This is a genomic window from Pseudomonas sp. 13B_2.1_Bac1 (assembly GCF_025466155.1).
GTDB classification, from domain to species: domain Bacteria; phylum Pseudomonadota; class Gammaproteobacteria; order Pseudomonadales; family Pseudomonadaceae; genus Aquipseudomonas; species Aquipseudomonas aylmerensis.
In genome coordinates this window covers 58,312-73,311 of the sequence record NZ_JANLOH010000026.1, presented here as the reverse complement: position 1 = coordinate 73,311, position 15,000 = coordinate 58,312, and the positions used below count along the sequence as shown (strand labels likewise).

Annotated in this window: 12 protein-coding genes; 6 read left to right on the top strand and 6 right to left on the bottom strand. The window is 63.0% G+C overall.

Features of this window, described 5'->3' with window-relative positions:
* Window position 1: 1 nt before the first annotated feature.
* The 4 genes from ruvX to gshB all read right to left on the bottom strand — a co-directional run bounded on the left by ruvX (window position 2) and on the right by gshB (window position 3,219).
* Window positions 2–439, bottom strand: coding sequence for a Holliday junction resolvase RuvX (gene ruvX, locus NTD80_RS05950; protein ID WP_065902131.1), 438 nt, complete (start codon window positions 437–439; stop codon window positions 2–4).
* Entirely contained in the window at window positions 439–1,008 is a 570-nt protein-coding gene (locus NTD80_RS05945; RefSeq protein WP_262132631.1) for a YqgE/AlgH family protein, read from the bottom strand. The genes ruvX and NTD80_RS05945 overlap by 1 nt, the downstream gene beginning before the upstream one ends.
* A 271-nt stretch (window positions 1,009–1,279) precedes the next feature.
* The gene (locus NTD80_RS05940; RefSeq protein WP_065902126.1) at window positions 1,280–2,188 is read right to left on the bottom strand and encodes an energy transducer TonB; all 909 of its coding nucleotides are present in this window, start codon (window positions 2,186–2,188) and stop codon (window positions 1,280–1,282) included.
* A gap of 77 nt (window positions 2,189–2,265) precedes the next feature.
* The gene (gshB, locus tag NTD80_RS05935; protein WP_106802393.1) at window positions 2,266–3,219 is read right to left on the bottom strand and encodes a glutathione synthase; all 954 of its coding nucleotides are present in this window, start codon (window positions 3,217–3,219) and stop codon (window positions 2,266–2,268) included.
* Between the two features lie 238 nt (window positions 3,220–3,457).
* Here gshB and pilG point away from each other — a divergent pair, with 238 nt between their 5' ends.
* The 6 genes from pilG to NTD80_RS05905 all read left to right on the top strand — a co-directional run bounded on the left by pilG (window position 3,458) and on the right by NTD80_RS05905 (window position 13,303).
* Window positions 3,458–3,865: a twitching motility response regulator PilG gene (gene pilG / locus NTD80_RS05930; protein ID WP_010564379.1), complete on the top strand. Its 408-nt coding sequence runs from the start codon at window positions 3,458–3,460 to the stop codon at window positions 3,863–3,865.
* A gap of 46 nt (window positions 3,866–3,911) precedes the next feature.
* Window positions 3,912–4,277: a twitching motility response regulator PilH gene (gene pilH, locus NTD80_RS05925; RefSeq protein WP_014720320.1), complete on the top strand. Its 366-nt coding sequence runs from the start codon at window positions 3,912–3,914 to the stop codon at window positions 4,275–4,277.
* Between the two features lie 12 nt (window positions 4,278–4,289).
* Window positions 4,290–4,814, top strand: a complete 525-nt coding sequence (locus NTD80_RS05920; protein ID WP_065902122.1) for a chemotaxis protein CheW — start codon at window positions 4,290–4,292, stop codon at window positions 4,812–4,814.
* Window positions 4,811–6,862 carry a methyl-accepting chemotaxis protein gene (locus NTD80_RS05915; protein ID WP_106802394.1) on the top strand — a complete coding sequence of 684 codons (2,052 nt, stop codon included), beginning with the start codon at window positions 4,811–4,813 and terminating at the stop codon, window positions 6,860–6,862. Before NTD80_RS05920 ends, NTD80_RS05915 begins: the two co-directional genes overlap by 4 nt.
* 176 nt (window positions 6,863–7,038) lie before the next feature.
* Window positions 7,039–12,855: an Hpt domain-containing protein gene (locus tag NTD80_RS05910; RefSeq protein WP_262132628.1), complete on the top strand. Its 5,817-nt coding sequence runs from the start codon at window positions 7,039–7,041 to the stop codon at window positions 12,853–12,855.
* Window positions 12,848–13,303 carry a chemotaxis protein CheW gene (locus tag NTD80_RS05905; protein ID WP_262132627.1) on the top strand — a complete coding sequence of 152 codons (456 nt, stop codon included), beginning with the start codon at window positions 12,848–12,850 and terminating at the stop codon, window positions 13,301–13,303. The genes NTD80_RS05910 and NTD80_RS05905 overlap by 8 nt, the downstream gene beginning before the upstream one ends.
* A gap of 55 nt (window positions 13,304–13,358) precedes the next feature.
* Here NTD80_RS05905 and NTD80_RS05900 read toward each other — a convergent pair whose 3' ends face one another.
* Together NTD80_RS05900 and NTD80_RS05895 are read right to left on the bottom strand one after the other, a co-directional pair.
* Window positions 13,359–13,994, bottom strand: a complete 636-nt coding sequence (locus NTD80_RS05900) for a LysE/ArgO family amino acid transporter (RefSeq protein WP_262132626.1) — start codon at window positions 13,992–13,994, stop codon at window positions 13,359–13,361.
* 22 nt (window positions 13,995–14,016) lie between these two features.
* A complete protein-coding gene (locus tag NTD80_RS05895; RefSeq protein ID WP_262132625.1) occupies window positions 14,017–14,823 on the bottom strand; it encodes a 2OG-Fe(II) oxygenase in 807 nt (268 codons plus the stop codon).
* Between the last annotated feature and the right edge of the window lie 177 nt (window positions 14,824–15,000).

Genomic DNA, 15,000 nt, shown 5'->3' with positions numbered 1-15,000 from the left:
GTCAGGATTCAAATAAAGCGGTGTTTTCATCCAGCCAACCCTGCAACAGCAAGGCGGCGGCGATGGCGTCCACGGGGTTGTCGCGGTAGCTGCCCTTTTGCCCGCCACGGGCCAGGCGCTCACCCTTGGCTTCGAAGGTGGTGAGGCGTTCGTCGTGGGTATAGAAGGGCAGGTTGTAGCGGCCATTGAGGCGACGCGCGAACTTCTCGGCGCGCAGGCACATGTCGCTGGGTGTGCCGTCCATGTTCAAGGGCAGGCCAACCACGACGGCGTCGGGCTTCCACTCCTTGATCAGGGCTTCGACCTGGTTCCAGTCCGGCACGCCGTTCTGGGCTTTAAGGGTGCACAGCTCGCGGGCCTGGCCGGTAATGACCTGGCCGACCGCGACGCCGATCTGTTTGGTGCCGTAGTCAAACCCGAGGATCAAGCGCAAAGCCATCAGGCGTGCCCCGCCTGGCTGGTCAGCAGGCTGAGGTTGACGCGCAGCTTGGCGGCGGCCGCCTCCAGGCGCAGTTCGCTGGCGGTGTGGAACAGGATGTCGGCGTCGAACGGGCAGGTCAGCCAGGCATTGCTGGCCAGTTCGGCTTCCAGCTGCCCGGCCTCCCACCCTGCGTAACCGAGGGTGATGACACTGTGCTCCGGGCCGACGCCGTCGGCGATGGCGAACAGTATGTCCTGGGAGGTGGACAGCGACACACCTTCCAGGTCAACCGTGGCCTGGAACTTCGGCCCAGTGGGGTGCAGCACAAAACCGCGATCCGTCTGCACCGGCCCGCCGATATAGATCGGCACGCCCTGGCAACGCGCCGGCGGGTCGATCTCGGGGCGCAGTTGCTCGAGGATATCCGCCAGGTTCAGCTCCTGCGGGCGGTTCACCACCAGCCCCATGGCACCATTGGACGTGTGCTCGACTATATAGGTCAAGGTCTGCGCAAAGTTCGGGTCGGCCATATGGGGCATGGCGATCAGGAATTGGTGCTTGAGGTAGGTCGGGCTGACATTTTTCATGTCCGCTAGTGTGGCGGGGGAGGCGCGAACTGACAAGCCGCGGCGGGCCCTAATTGTCACGAGCGGGGCTGCTGTGGTGGGCGGGCTCACTTCGGCGAGCGCGCTTGCCCCGCGTTGGCTGCGCAGCGGCCCTAAAATCTGACACTGCGGTTTTTCAGCAGGAACGCGATGAGAATATGGGGCTGCTGCGCAGCCCAACGCGGGGCAAGCCCGCTCGCCACAATAAGCCTGTTCGCCCTATTAATCCTGCTGGCTGCCAGGGGGCGGTGTGTCAGTTACTGGACAGCCGGTCGCCCTTGGCAAATTTCCAGGTACGGATGATTTCCAGGCGGTCGACGTCATTCAGGTCGCCGGTGAACGGCGCAAAGGGCGCGGCCAGGCGCACGATGCGCTGGGCCGCCTGGTCGAGCAGCGGCTGGCCGGAGGACTCCAGCACCTGCACCTCATATAACGTGCCGTCGCGGTTGATCGACACCAACAAGCGCAAATTGCCATAAATCTGCTGGCGTCGGGCTTCATCCGGGTAATTCAGGTTGCCGATGCGCTCGACCTTCTTGCGCCACTCGTCCTTATACCAGGCGCCCTTGTCGCGCATGGTCGACGCGGCGTTCAGCCGGTAGATGCGCGGGCGCTTGGCGTAGAGCTGCTGTTCGTTGGCCAGTTCGGCTTCGAGGCTGGAGATCTGGTCGGAGAGCTGCGAGCTGTCGAACGTGGGCGCCGGCTTTACAGGCTCGGGCTGCGGCTCGGTCTTGGCCTTTTCGCGCTGGGTCGGGGCTTTTTGCGGTTTGGGCGCGACGGTGGTCACGGCGGCCTTTGGCGCAGCCTGTTTGACTTCGGGCTTGGGCGCAGGCGGTGGCGGGGTGACTTTGTTGACCTTGTTGTCCTGGAACGGCGCCACTTCGGTGGTCTTGGGCACCGCTTTCTTGTCGAGCGTGCCGCTGCCCTGCTGGTTGTCCTGGGCGAGAAAGTCAGCCTTTTCGGGCGGTTTTTCACTCTTGAAGGTGGCGAGGGTGATTTCCAGGGTCTGGGTGATCTGCTTGGGTTCGACCATGGTGAACCCCACGCCGAGGATCAAGGCCAGGTGAATCAGTGCAGCGAGGAACAGGGTAAATCCGAGCCGATCAGCCGGGCGCACGCCGCTGTGGGAGAGTTCGGGGGGCAGATCGGACGGGAGTGTCATGACAAGAAAACCAACATCGCGCGTTTCACAGGTGGCGCATGATAACGCAATGTTGGTTTATGTCCGGCTGTTCTATGTCACTTGGCCTGGAGCTTGCGCTCAATCGCCGCCATCAGCATTTCGCCAATATTGGTGCCGAACGCATTGTCGATCTCGCGGATACAGGTGGGGCTGGTGACGTTGATTTCAGTGAGGTTTTCACCAATCACGTCGAGGCCGACAAACAGCAGGCCCTTTTCGCGCAGGGTCGGGCCGACCTGGGAAGCAATCCAACGGTCCTTGTCCGACAGCGGCCGCGCTTCACCACGGCCACCCGCGGCCAGGTTGCCACGGGTCTCGCCGGCCGCCGGGATGCGCGCCAGGCAGTAGTCCACCGGCTCGCCGTCGATCATCAGGATGCGCTTGTCGCCATCCTTGATTGCCGGCAGGTAGGCCTGGCCCATGATCTGCTGGGTGCCCAGCGCGGTCAGGGTCTCCAGGATCACCGACAGATTCGGATCCCCCGCACGGTGACGGAAGATCGAGGTACCGCCCATGCCGTCCAGCGGCTTGAGGATCACGTCGCCGTGCTTGGCGGCGAATTCACGCAGCACATCGGCGCGGCGGCTGACCACGGTCGGCGGCGTGCACTGCGGGAACAGCGTGGCGAACAGTTTTTCATTGCAGTCGCGCAGGCTCTGCGGCTTGTTGACGATCAATACCCCGGCGCGCTCGGCCTGCTCCAGCAGGTAAGTGGAGTAGACGAATTCCATGTCGAACGGCGGGTCCTTGCGCATCAGGATCACGTCCAGGTCGCTCAGGGGGCTGTCGATTTCGTCCGAAAGCTCGAACCACTTCTCGGGGTTGGCAAACACCTGCAGCGGGCGCATGCGCGCGCGGGCCTCGCCGTCACCCTGGTAAAGATCCGGCTGTTCCATATAGAACAGGCTCCAGCCGCGGGCCTGGGCGGCCAGGAGCATGGCCAGCGAGCTGTCCTTTTTATAGGAGATGCTGGCGATAGGGTCCATGACAATGCCGACGCGAACGCTCATGGGGGATTTCCTCTAGCAAATTAGGCGCATAAAAGTGGCGTCAGAGTGGCGCTGCGGCTGTTGTGGGTCAAGGAAAAACCACCTGGCCGGTTGCTCGATAGATTGCGCCCGGAGACTGTGCTAAAAAGACTGCCACGGCGCAGCAGCCCTTGAATTCCAAGGCTTGCGGCGCTCATCCTGTGCAACATCAGGCAGTACACACCGAAAACCGATTCGCTGTGGCGATGGTAGAGCAGATATGGAACAGCATTCCAACGCCTTGAGAGTGATGGTGATCGACGATTCGAAAACGATCCGCCGCACCGCCGAGACCCTGTTGAAGAACGTGGGGTGCGATGTCATCACGGCCATCGACGGTTTCGATGCCCTGGCCCGGATTGTTGATCATCACCCGCACATTATCTTTGTCGACATCATGATGCCGCGCCTGGATGGTTATCAGACCTGCGCCCTGGTGAAGAACAACCCGGCGTTCAAGTCGATCCCGGTGATCATGCTGTCCTCCAAGGACGGCCTGTTCGACAAGGCCAAGGGGCGCATCGTCGGTGTCGATCAGTTTTTGACCAAGCCTTTCAGCAAGGAAGAACTGCTGGGCGCGATCAAGGCCTACGTGCCTGGGTTCGCCGCAGTAGAACAAGCACACTGACGCCGCCCCACAAGGGCTGGCGCCGACCAATGTAGTGGGGAAAACCATGGCACGCGTTCTGATCGTCGACGATTCGCCGACTGAAATGTACAAACTCACCGGCATGCTGGAAAAGCATGGCCACCAGGTGCTCAAGGCCGAAAACGGCGCGGACGGCGTGGCCCTGGCCCGTCAGGAAAAGCCCGATGCCGTGCTGATGGACATCGTGATGCCGGGGCTCAATGGCTTCCAGGCCACGCGCCAGCTGTCCAAGGAGCCGGAAACCAACGGCATCCCGATCATCATCATCACCACCAAGGATCAGGAAACCGACAAGATCTGGGGCGCGCGCCAAGGCGCCAAGGACTACCTGACCAAGCCGGTGGATGAAGAAACCCTGATCGCCACGCTGAACAAGGTGCTGGCCGGCTAAAGGTTCGCGATGATGACCGAGTCGCAAACCGCCTTCGAGCTGCTGCTGGACATCGACCGCCGCTGCCGACTGCTGGCCGCCGACCTGCCGTCGCAGGAAACCCGCCTGCAGCGCTGGAGCGGGATCGGTTTTCGCCTGGGGCCGCATTGGTATGTGGCGCCCATGGGCGAAGTCGCCGAGGTCTTGCATGAACCGCGCTGCACCTTGATGCCGGGGGTCAAGCCGTGGGTCAAGGGCGTGGCCAATCTGCGCGGGCGCTTGCTGCCGGTGATGGACCTGGGCGGGTTTCTCGGCCTGGAACTGTCCCGGGCGCGCAAGCAGCGGCGGGTGCTGGTAGTGGAATTCAACGACCTGTTTGTCGGGCTGCTGGTAGACGAGGTGGTGGGGATGCAGCATTTCGCACAAGACGCACTGCGGGCGAGCGCAGCTTTCGCCGCACCGTTTATCCAGGGCCAGTTCGATGGCGACCAGCAGTGGCAGGTGTTCAGCCCCTTCGCCCTGGCCCAGGCCCCAGGCTTCATGGATGTTGCCGCATGAGCACCCCGACCACGCCCAAACCCCAGGCCGCTTCACGCAGCCGCTCGCAGATCATCGTGCTGTTTATCGCGCTGATCGTGTTCATCATGCTGTTGTTCGCCAACTTCGCGTACCTCAATACCCAGTCCACCTACGACAAGCAGTACATCGGTCACGCCGGTGAGTTGCGCGTGCTGTCCCAGCGCATCGCCAAGAACGCCACCGAAGCGGCTGCCGGCAAGGCGGCTGCGTTCAAGCTCTTGAGCGATGCGCGCAACGACTTCGCGCAACGCTGGGGCTACCTGAAAAAAGGTGACATTGAGACCGGGCTGCCCGCCGCGCCCAATGCTGTGCGTGCGGAAATGCGCGCGGTACAGACCGACTGGGAAGCGCTGCTGAAGAACACCGACGCGATCCTCGCCAGCGAGCAGACCGTGCTGTCCCTGCATCAGGTGGCTGCAACCCTGGCCGAAACCGTGCCGCAGTTGCAGATGGAGTCGGAAAAAGTCGTCGACATCCTGCTGCAACGCGGCGCCCCGGCCAGCCAGGTGGCCTTGGCCCAGCGCCAGTCGCTGCTGGCCGAGCGCATTCTCGGCGCGGTGAATACCGTGCTCGCCGGCGACGAAACCGCCGTGCAGGCCGCCGACGCTTTCGGCCGCGACGCCAACCGCTTCGGCCAGGTGCTCAACGGCATGCTCCAGGGCAACGCCGGGCTGCGCATCACTCAGGTCGAAGACCGCGACGCGCGTGCGCGGCTGGCAGAAATTGCCGAGCTGTTCGAGTTTGTCTCCGGCTCCGTGGATGAAATCCTCGAGACCTCGCCGCAGCTGTTCCAGGTGCGCGCTTCGGCGAGCAATATTTTCAACCTGTCGCAAACCCTGCTCGATGAAGCCTCGCACCTGGCCACCGGTTTTGAAAACCTCGCCAGCGGGCGCAGCTTCGACACCATCGGCGGCTACGTGCTGGGCCTGCTGGCGCTGACCTCGATCATCCTCATCGGCCTGGTCATGGTGCGCGAGACCAACCGCCAGCTGCATGAAACCGCCGAGAAGAACGAGCGCAACCAGAACGCGATCATGCGCCTGCTGGATGAGATCGAGGACCTGGCCGACGGCGACCTCACCGTGACAGCTTCGGTGACCGAGGACTTCACCGGCACCATCGCTGACTCCATCAACTATTCCGTCGACCAGCTGCGCGACCTGGTCGCCACCATCAACCTCACCGCCGGGCAAGTCGCCGGCGCGGTGCAGGACACCCAGGCCACCGCCATGCACCTGGCCCAGGCCTCGGAGCATCAGGCCCAACAGATCGCCGAAGCCTCCACCGCGATCAACCAGATGGCCCAGTCCATCGACCAGGTCTCGGCCAACGCCGCTGAATCCTCGGCGGTGGCCGAGCGTTCGGTGGAGATTGCCAACAAAGGCAACGAGGTGGTGCACAACACCATCCACGGTATGGACAACATTCGCGAGCAAATCCAGGACACCGCCAAGCGCATCAAGCGTCTGGGCGAGTCGTCTCAGGAGATTGGCGATATCGTCAGCCTGATCGATGACATCGCCGACCAGACCAACATCCTCGCCCTCAACGCGGCGATCCAGGCAAGCATGGCCGGTGATGCCGGGCGCGGTTTTGCAGTGGTGGCCGATGAAGTGCAGCGCCTCGCCGAGCGTTCTTCCGCCGCCACCCGGCAAATCGAAACCCTGGTGCGGGCGATCCAGGCCGACACCAACGAAGCGGTGATCTCCATGGAGCAGACCACCACCGAAGTGGTGCGCGGCGCGCGGCTGGCGCAGGACGCCGGGGTGGCGCTGGAAGAGATCGAAGGCGTGTCGAAAACCCTCGCGGCACTGATCCAGAGCATCTCCAACGCGGCGCAGCAACAGACCTCGTCGGCGGGGCAGATCTCGCTGACCATGAACGTGATCCAGCAGATCACCACCCAGACGTCGTCGGGCTCCACCGCCACTGCCGAGAGCATCGGCAACCTGGCGAAGATGGCCAGCCAGTTACGCCGGTCGGTATCGGGGTTCACCCTGCCGCCGCCAAAACAGGTGGATGATTGAAAGGCTATCTGGAGAACACCACAGTCCAACTGTGGGAGCTGGCTTGCCTGCGATAGCGGACTGTCAGTGGATACATCTGCAGCTGACCCACCGCCATCGCAGGCAAGCCAGCTCCCACATGGATCTCCAGGGTTCTTGGCAACACACGCAATTCACGAAATCTAAGCGGAGCAGTTATGGTTGATCGGCACGACTACGTGGCCCTCGAATGGGTCAAGGGCGACATTGCCGAAACCCTGAAGCAGGCCCGGTCGGCGCTCGATACCTATGTCGACACCAGCGATGGCGATGCGATCGCCGAGTGTTTGGCCGGTATCCACCAGGTCCACGGTGCGCTGCAAATGGTCGAGTTCTACGGCGCGGCGCTGCTCGCCGAAGAGATCGAAGAACTGGCCCTGGCCCTGCAGGCCGGGCGTGTCAGCCGGCGCGATGAAAGCATCCGCCTGCTGCAACAGGCCCTCGGTCAATTGCCGTTGTACCTGGACCGCATCCACAGCGCCCGCCGCGACCTGCCGTTGGTAGTGTTGCCGCTGCTCAACGACCTGCGCACCGCACGCGGTGAAAGCCTGCTCTCGGAAACCAGCCTGTTCAGCCCGCAACTGCTGTCGATTGCACCGCTGCCCGACGAAGCCTTGGCCCAGCGCGCCGCCCCTGACCTTGCCGAGCAACTGCGTCAGTGGCACCAATTGCTGCAACAGGCCTTGGCCGGCCTGCTGCGCGAAGACCACGGCCCGAGCAACCTGGAAGACATGGCGCGGGTCTTTGCCCGCCTTGAAGCCCTGTGCCAGGGCGCGCCGCTGTTGCCGCTGTGGCAGGTCACCTCGGCGCTGGTCGAGGGCATGCTCACCGGCGTGATCGCCAACAGCCCGGCGCTGCGCAGCCTGCTCAAGGCCAGTGACAAGGAACTCAAGCGCCTGCTGGCCCAGGGCATTGGTGCGATCAACCGGCCGGCGCCGGATGAATTGCTCAAGAGCCTGCTGTTCTACGTGGCCAAGGTCACCCGGCCGACGCCGCGCATGCAAAGCCTCAAGGAGCGCTACGGCCTGGATGAGGCCTTGCCCGACAGTGCCGTGGTCGATGCCGAACGCGCGCGCCTGGCCGGGCCGGACCGCAATGCCATGGGCTCGGTACTCGGTGCGTTGTGCGAGGAACTGGTGCGGGTCAAGGAACGTCTCGACCTGTTCGTGCGCAGCGACCGCCAGCACACCAGCGACCTCGACGCGCTGCTCGCGCCGCTGCGTCAGATCGCCGATACCCTGGCCGTACTGGGCTTTGGCCAGCCGCGCAAAGTGATCATCGACCAGCTCGCCGTGGTGCTGAGCCTGGCCCAGGGGCAGCGCGAGCCGAATGACGCGGTGCTGATGGATGTCGCGGGTGCCTTGCTGTATGTCGAAGCGACGCTGGCCGGCATGGTTGGCACCGTCGAGCCGGAAAGCCGCGAAGAGAGCCGCCTGCCGACTACGGACCTGACCCAGATTCATCAACTGGTGATCCGCGAGTCCTGCCAGTGCCTGCGCCAGGCCAAGGAGTTGGTGATTGATTGCATCGAAGCGCAGTGGGACCGCCAGCGCCTGGAGTCCCTGCCGGAGTTGCTGAGCCAGGTACGCGGTGCGCTGGCGATGATTCCGCTGCCACGGGCGGCGAGCCTGATGCGCGGTTGCACCGATTATGTCGATGAACAGTTGATGACCCACGACAGCCCGCCTTCCGAGGCGCAGTTGGGGCACTTCGCCGATGTGATCAGCAGCCTGGAGTACTACCTCGAACGCATGCTCCAGGACCCCGACGCCGCCGGCGAACGGGTGCTGGAGCTGGCCACCCAGGGCTTGGCCGCGCTGGGTTATCTGCCCGCCGAAAAGCCTTGGCGCCAGGCGCTGGTCGCGCCGGACGGGGCACTCTCGACCGAGATCGCGCCCAGCCAATCTCAATTCGACGCCCTGGCCAGCCCCACTTCGCGCCTCAACCCGCCGGCCCTGCAGCGCCCCGGCAGCCTGCTGCCGCCGCCGGCCGATGAAGAGCCGATCGACGACGAGCTGCGTGAGGTCTTCCTCGAAGAAACCGACGAAGTCCTTGAGGTGCTGCACCGCTCCTTGCCCAACAGCGGCGATAAAACCGCCCAGGGCGAAATGCGCCGCGCCTTTCACACCCTCAAGGGCAGCGGCCGCATGGTGCGCGCGCTGGTGCTGGCCGAGCTGGCCTGGGCCGTGGAGAACCTGCTCAACCGCGTGCTGGAGCGCAGCGTGGCGCTCGGTCCCGAGGTGCAACAGGTGCTGGACGAGGCGGTGGATTTGCTGCCGGAACTGATCGCCGATTTTGCCACCGACGACCAGCACCAGCGTGATGCAGTCGACGCCCTGGCCGCTCGCGCCCACGCTTTGGCCAGCGGTGCGCAGGCGCCGGTCGCCGAAGCCCATGACCCGATGCTGCTGGAGATCTTCCGCAACGAAGCCCAGAGTCACCTGGAGAGCCTCAACCACTTCCTGCAGGAGGCCGCCGAGCATGTGCCGCTGCAAGTCAGCGATGAATTGCAACGCGCCCTGCATACCCTCAAGGGCAGCGCCTACATGGCTGGCGTGTTGCCTATCGCCGAGCTGGCGCGTCCACTCGATCACCTGACCCGCGAGTACAAGGCGCACCGCCTGCCGCTGGACCTGGACGAAGTGGAATTGCTGCTCGAAGCCGAAGGCCTGTTCCAGCGCGGGCTGCGTCGCCTGAGCGATCCCCTGGCGCCGATCCAGGGCGCGCAGGACCTGATCAATCGGACCCAAAGCCTGCTCGATCAACAGCTCGCAGCGCTGCTCGACGCGCCCAACACCGGCCTGCGCATCAAGCGCGACCCGCAGTTAATCGCCAACTTCCTGGCCCAGGGCATGGACATCCTGCTGGACGCCGAAAGCCTGCTGCGCCGCTGGCAACAGCACCCCGGCGAACGCCAGGAGCTCACCGCGCTGCTCGACGAACTGACCACGCTGGGCGAAGGCGCGCACGTCGCCGACCTGCACGCCATCGACGAACTGTGTGAGGCCTTGCTCGACCTGTATGGCGCCGTGGAAGAGAGCAGCCTGGCGGTCAGCGAGCGGTTTTTCCAGGAGGCCGAGCAGGCCCATGAAGCGTTGATCAGCATGCTCGACCAACTGGCCGCCGGGCAGGAAATCAACCCGGCGCCGGCACGGGTCGAGGCGCTGCGCGAACTGCTGGATGAGGCGCTCGACCCGTCCGCCACCGGCCTGATCAAGAGTGATGGCAGCCGCGCCCTGAGCATCTCCGAACTGGGCGCCGCGACGCAGCAGTTGGAGCACGACACCGCCATGGACGACGAGATCGTCGAGATCTTCCTGGAAGAGGCGGTGGATATCCTCGACAGCGCCGGGCAGTCCCTCAAGCGCTGGTTGCTGGAGCCCGACAGCGCGGCGCCGTTGTCCTCACTGCAGCGCGACCTGCACACCCTCAAGGGCGGCGCGCGGATGGCCGAAATCGGCCCGGTGGGCGACCTGGCCCATGAGCTGGAATGCCTTTACGAAGGCCTGGTGGACCGTCGCTACAGCTACTCCCCCGAGCTGTCCCAAGTACTGATGGCCAGCCATGAACGCCTGGCGCTGCAGCTGGAAGAGCTGCAACACCATCAGCCCCTGAGTGACAGCGCCGAGCTGATCGCCAAGGTGCGCGCGCTGCGCCAGGGCGGTACGCCCTCCGCCGCTGCGCAGGCCGCTGAAACCTCGAGCGCCGACCCGGAGTTGCTGGATATCTTCCTTGAAGAGGCCGCCGACATTCTCGACAGTTCCGGCAGCGCCTTGCTGCGCTGGCAGGCCGAGCCGAACAATCGCCAGGAAGTCGAAACCCTGCTGCGCGACCTGCACACCCTCAAGGGTGGCGCGCGCATGGTCGAGATCGGGCCGATTGGTGATCTGGCGCATGAACTGGAGTTTCTCTACGAGGGTCTGTCCGCCGGCTTGCTGGCGCCGTCTGACGAGTTGTTTGCATTGCTGCAAGGCTGCCATGACCGCCTGGCACAGATGATCGATGCGGTCGCCGATGGCCTGCCGGTGGGTTCGGTGGACAAGCTGATCGAGCGCATCAAAAGCCTCGTACACCCCAGCGATGAACCGGTGGTGCCGGTGGCATTGCCGGCGGGCAAGGTTGAAGCTGCGGTGGACCCCGCTGCGGACATGGTGAAAATCTCCGCCGACCTGCTCGACGACCTGGTCAACCTCGCCGGTGAAACCTCGATTTTTCGTGGTCGGATCGAGCAGCAGGTCAACGACGCGCGCATCGCTCTGACTGAAGTGGAAACCACCATCGAGCGCATGCGCGACCAGCTGCGCCGCCTCGACACCGAGACCCAGGGCCGCATCCTCAGTCGCCAGCAGGCCGAGGCCGAACGCCTGGGGTATGAAGAATTCGACCCACTGGAAATGGACCGCCATTCACAGTTGCAGCAATTGTCCCGCGCACTCTCTGAATCGGCCTCCGACCTGCTCGACCTCAAGGACACGCTTGAACGCCGCAACCAGGACGCCCACGACCTGTTGCAGCAACAGGCACGCATCAACACCGAGTTGCAGGAAGGCCTGATGCGCACGCGCATGGTGCCGTTCGAGCGCATGCTGCCGCGCCTCAAGCGCATCGTGCGCCAGGTGGCGGGCGAGCTGGGCAAGGACGTGGAATTCATCGTCGGCAATGCCGAGGGTGAGATGGACCGCAACGTGCTGGAGCGCATGGCCGCGCCGCTCGAACATATGCTGCGCAACGCCGTCGACCATGGCCTGGAATCCCGCGACGCACGCTTGGCCGCCGGCAAGCCGGAGAAGGGGCGCATCACCCTGGACCTGACCCACGAAGGCGGCGACATCGTCTTCGACATGCGCGACGACGGCGCCGGCGTGCCCCTTGAAGCGGTGCGGCGCAAGGCGATCAAGCGTGGCCTGCTCGATCCCAATCAAGAGATCAGCGACCGCGACGTCTTGCAGTTCATCCTGCAGCCGGGGTTCTCCACGGCGGAAAAAATCACGCAGATCTCCGGGCGTGGCGTGGGCATGGATGTGGTGCATGAAGAGGTGCGTCAACTCGGCGGCTCGATGTTCATTGATTCGACGCCGGGCGAGGGCGTGCACTTTCGCATTCGCCTGCCCTTCACCGTGTCGGTCAACCGCGCGCTGATGGTGCAATGCGCGGACGACCAATACGCGATCCCGCTCAACACCATCGAGGGCCTGGTGCGCGTGCTGCCGCACGAGTTGGCCGGGCACTATCAGCAAGACCCGCCGCGCTACGAATACGCCGGCCAGCGCTACGAGCTGTTCTACCTCGGCGACCTGCTACACACCGTTGCCCGTCCGAAATTGCTCGGCCAGTACCAGCCGGTGCCGGTGCTACTGGTGCAGTGCAATGAGCGCCGCGTGGCGGTGCACGTGGATGCCATGGCTGGCACGCGCGAGATTGTGGTCAAGGGCCTGGGCCCGCAGTTTGCCGGGGTCCAGGGCTTGTCCGGGGCAACCATCCTCGGGGATGGCCGCGTGGTGCTGATCATCGATTTGCTCGCGCATATCCGCGCGCGGCAACCGGCGTTGCCGGCGCAGATGGTTGATGCGCCACTGATCCTCAACGACCCGCTGAAAAAGCGCCCGCTGCTGGTGTTGGTGGTGGACGACTCGGTCACCGTGCGCAAAGTCACCAGCCGCCTGCTGGAACGCAACGGCATGAACGTGCTCACGGCCAAGGACGGCATCGACGCCATCGCCGTGCTCGAAGAACACACCCCGGACCTGATGCTGCTCGACATCGAAATGCCGCGCATGGACGGTTTCGAGGTGGCTATCCAAGTGCGCAACGACCCGCGCCTGATGCGGCTGCCGATTATCATGATCACCTCGCGTACCGGCCAGAAACACCGCGACCGCGCCATGGCGATTGGCGTCAACGACTACCTTGGCAAGCCGTATCAAGAGTCGGTGCTGCTGGAAAGCATCGCCTATTGGAGCAAGTCCCATGCTTGACCACCGCGCCAGCCAACTCACCGGCCTGCTCCTGCCCCTGGCCGACCGCCACCTGGTGCTGCCCAACGTCGCCATCGCCGAGCTGATCGACTTCCAGCGCGGCGAACCGGCCAGCGATGCGCCGCCATGGTATTTGCGGCAAGTAACGTGGCGTGATCGGCAATTGCCATTGATCAGCTTCGAAGCGGTATGCGGCGAGGCCATCGTGACGGGAGAGCGCTCGCGCATTGTGGTGTTGAACGCCTTGGGCGGGCGGCCGACGTTGAAGTTTATAGCGCTGGTGATTCAGGGGATTCCGCGTTCTTACAAGCTCGATAGCCAGTTGAGTTATGTCGATGTGCCGCTGTGCCCATTGGAACTGGCAGCGGTGCAGGTGGGCGAGCATGTCGCGAAGGTGCCGGATTTGATGGGGTTGGAGGCGCTGCTGGTGGAGTCCGGGTTGGCCTGAGCTGCGCCTTCTCCATGAGAAATGAAAGGCCCCTGTGGTGAGGGCGCTTTCCCGTTCAGAGACGCTGCAGCAGATGAAAATCAGCAATCAGCATACCCGCCAGGTACACCATCAAAATCACCACGCCCGCGTCCAACAAACGCCAGACCTTTGCCGAGCGAAATAGCCCCGTCAACCGCTGGCATCCCAACGCCAAAACCACAAACCACACCAGCGACGCGGTCATTGCTCCGCCGGCAAAGAACGCTTGTTGGCTGACGGGCTTTGCCGCACCAATAGAGCCAATCAGCACTACGGTATCCAGCCAGGCATACGGATTGGCAAATCCAAGTATCACCGCCGTGCGCAGCAATCCCCGTTGTGAGGTGAGGTTGCTTCGAGTGTCTGGCATCGACTGGTTACGCACACACGCCAATAACCGCTGCCAGCCAAACCACAACAGATAAGCCGCACCCGACAGCAGCAGGAACGCCACCAAACCTGGCTTGCTGCCGAGCAACGAGCCCAAGCCCATGACCCCAAGAGCGATGAGGATGATATCGGCGAACACGCATACCGCCACCACCCCCCAGACAGGGCTGCGACTGACACCCTGGCGAATGACCAGGGTGTCCTTTGGTCCAGGAGCGGCGAACAGTCCGATGCCCAGCAGAAGACCTTCGAGATAAAAGGCGTTGAGGTCTGGAGTCATGAAGTGCTCGACCGCTTGGGTATCAGTTCAAGGGAAGGGGTTGATTACCGAAACCGGTATGGCGCGCGTTGACGGCGCTTTTCACGTCGATCGGCTGGTGGCGGAAAAAGCCTGTCAGTTCCTGCTCTGCATCAGGGTTGACGAAGTAAATGAGAGAGCTGCGTGGCATGGGTCTCCGAGGACTCAGAACTGCGTGGTATGCAGCGGGAATCGCAGAGTCTGAGAGGTCAGTCAGTAACGATCCGGCCAAGATCGCAACCTCGTTCTCCAAGAGGCGTACCGGCTCCAGCGAGCGGCCTCGAACCAGGACGAGGCCATCACGAGTAGGCTTGATAAATGACAACAGATGACCATCCTCGTGAGGATCCTGAGCGAACTGGCGCTGACTCGACCCGGAATTAGCTCCATAGACACACAGTTGCAAGTAGGACGCTGCACGCAAAGAGTTCAAAGAAGTAGCTCCAAACTCCGCGCAAATTCCGTCCATCAATTCCTGGGCAAGCTCGCTGATCTGTTGTTCAAAAGCATTAACGGCGGCAAAAAATTCACTTTGTGTGAATTCAAAAGATCTTCGTTTTGATGAGTGCGCAGGCCAATAACAAAATCGCTCACACAAGTCTGGCTGATCCTCAAGGCTCGAGTACTCAGCGCCGAAGGGGAAAAATCCATCGGTGTCTTTCGCGAAGGAAAACGCGGCCTTGGTGGCTGGCGATATTGCGGAGTATCCATCAACGATTTTTTTGTAATCCAGCAGCATCGCTTCTGATATTTGCAGGGTGCCAAATCCTGTTTGAGCAACGGATTCACAGCACGCTTTGATGTGGTTCATGGCTATATCCAAAGGTAGATGTAAAGGAATGCAACAAACACTAGGTTCGCAAGCATGCGAGAAACTACGACACTGGATATGACCGACTAAAAGTGCCCCATCCATGTCCTTCACAACATCGCCAGCAGGTGGCGAGTGTGCAGGGTTCAAGACACGTGGCGGCGGACAGATTGTCTT

Bases quoted from the DNA above. Each gene is read 5' to 3' on its own strand.
- ruvX (WP_065902131.1), bottom strand. From the start codon at position 439: ATGGCTTTGCGCTTGATCCTCGGGTTTGACTACGGCACCAAACAGATC.
- NTD80_RS05945 (WP_262132631.1), bottom strand. From the start codon at position 1,008: ATGAAAAATGTCAGCCCGACCTACCTCAAGCACCAATTCCTGATCGCC.
- NTD80_RS05940 (WP_065902126.1), bottom strand. From the start codon at position 2,188: ATGACACTCCCGTCCGATCTGCCCCCCGAACTCTCCCACAGCGGCGTG.
- gshB (WP_106802393.1), bottom strand. From the start codon at position 3,219: ATGAGCGTTCGCGTCGGCATTGTCATGGACCCTATCGCCAGCATCTCC.
- pilG (WP_010564379.1), top strand. From the start codon at position 3,458: ATGGAACAGCATTCCAACGCCTTGAGAGTGATGGTGATCGACGATTCG.
- pilH (WP_014720320.1), top strand. From the start codon at position 3,912: ATGGCACGCGTTCTGATCGTCGACGATTCGCCGACTGAAATGTACAAA.
- NTD80_RS05920 (WP_065902122.1), top strand. From the start codon at position 4,290: ATGACCGAGTCGCAAACCGCCTTCGAGCTGCTGCTGGACATCGACCGC.
- NTD80_RS05915 (WP_106802394.1), top strand. From the start codon at position 4,811: ATGAGCACCCCGACCACGCCCAAACCCCAGGCCGCTTCACGCAGCCGC.
- NTD80_RS05910 (WP_262132628.1), top strand. From the start codon at position 7,039: ATGGTTGATCGGCACGACTACGTGGCCCTCGAATGGGTCAAGGGCGAC.
- NTD80_RS05905 (WP_262132627.1), top strand. From the start codon at position 12,848: ATGCTTGACCACCGCGCCAGCCAACTCACCGGCCTGCTCCTGCCCCTG.
- NTD80_RS05900 (WP_262132626.1), bottom strand. From the start codon at position 13,994: ATGACTCCAGACCTCAACGCCTTTTATCTCGAAGGTCTTCTGCTGGGC.
- NTD80_RS05895 (WP_262132625.1), bottom strand. From the start codon at position 14,823: ATGAACCACATCAAAGCGTGCTGTGAATCCGTTGCTCAAACAGGATTT.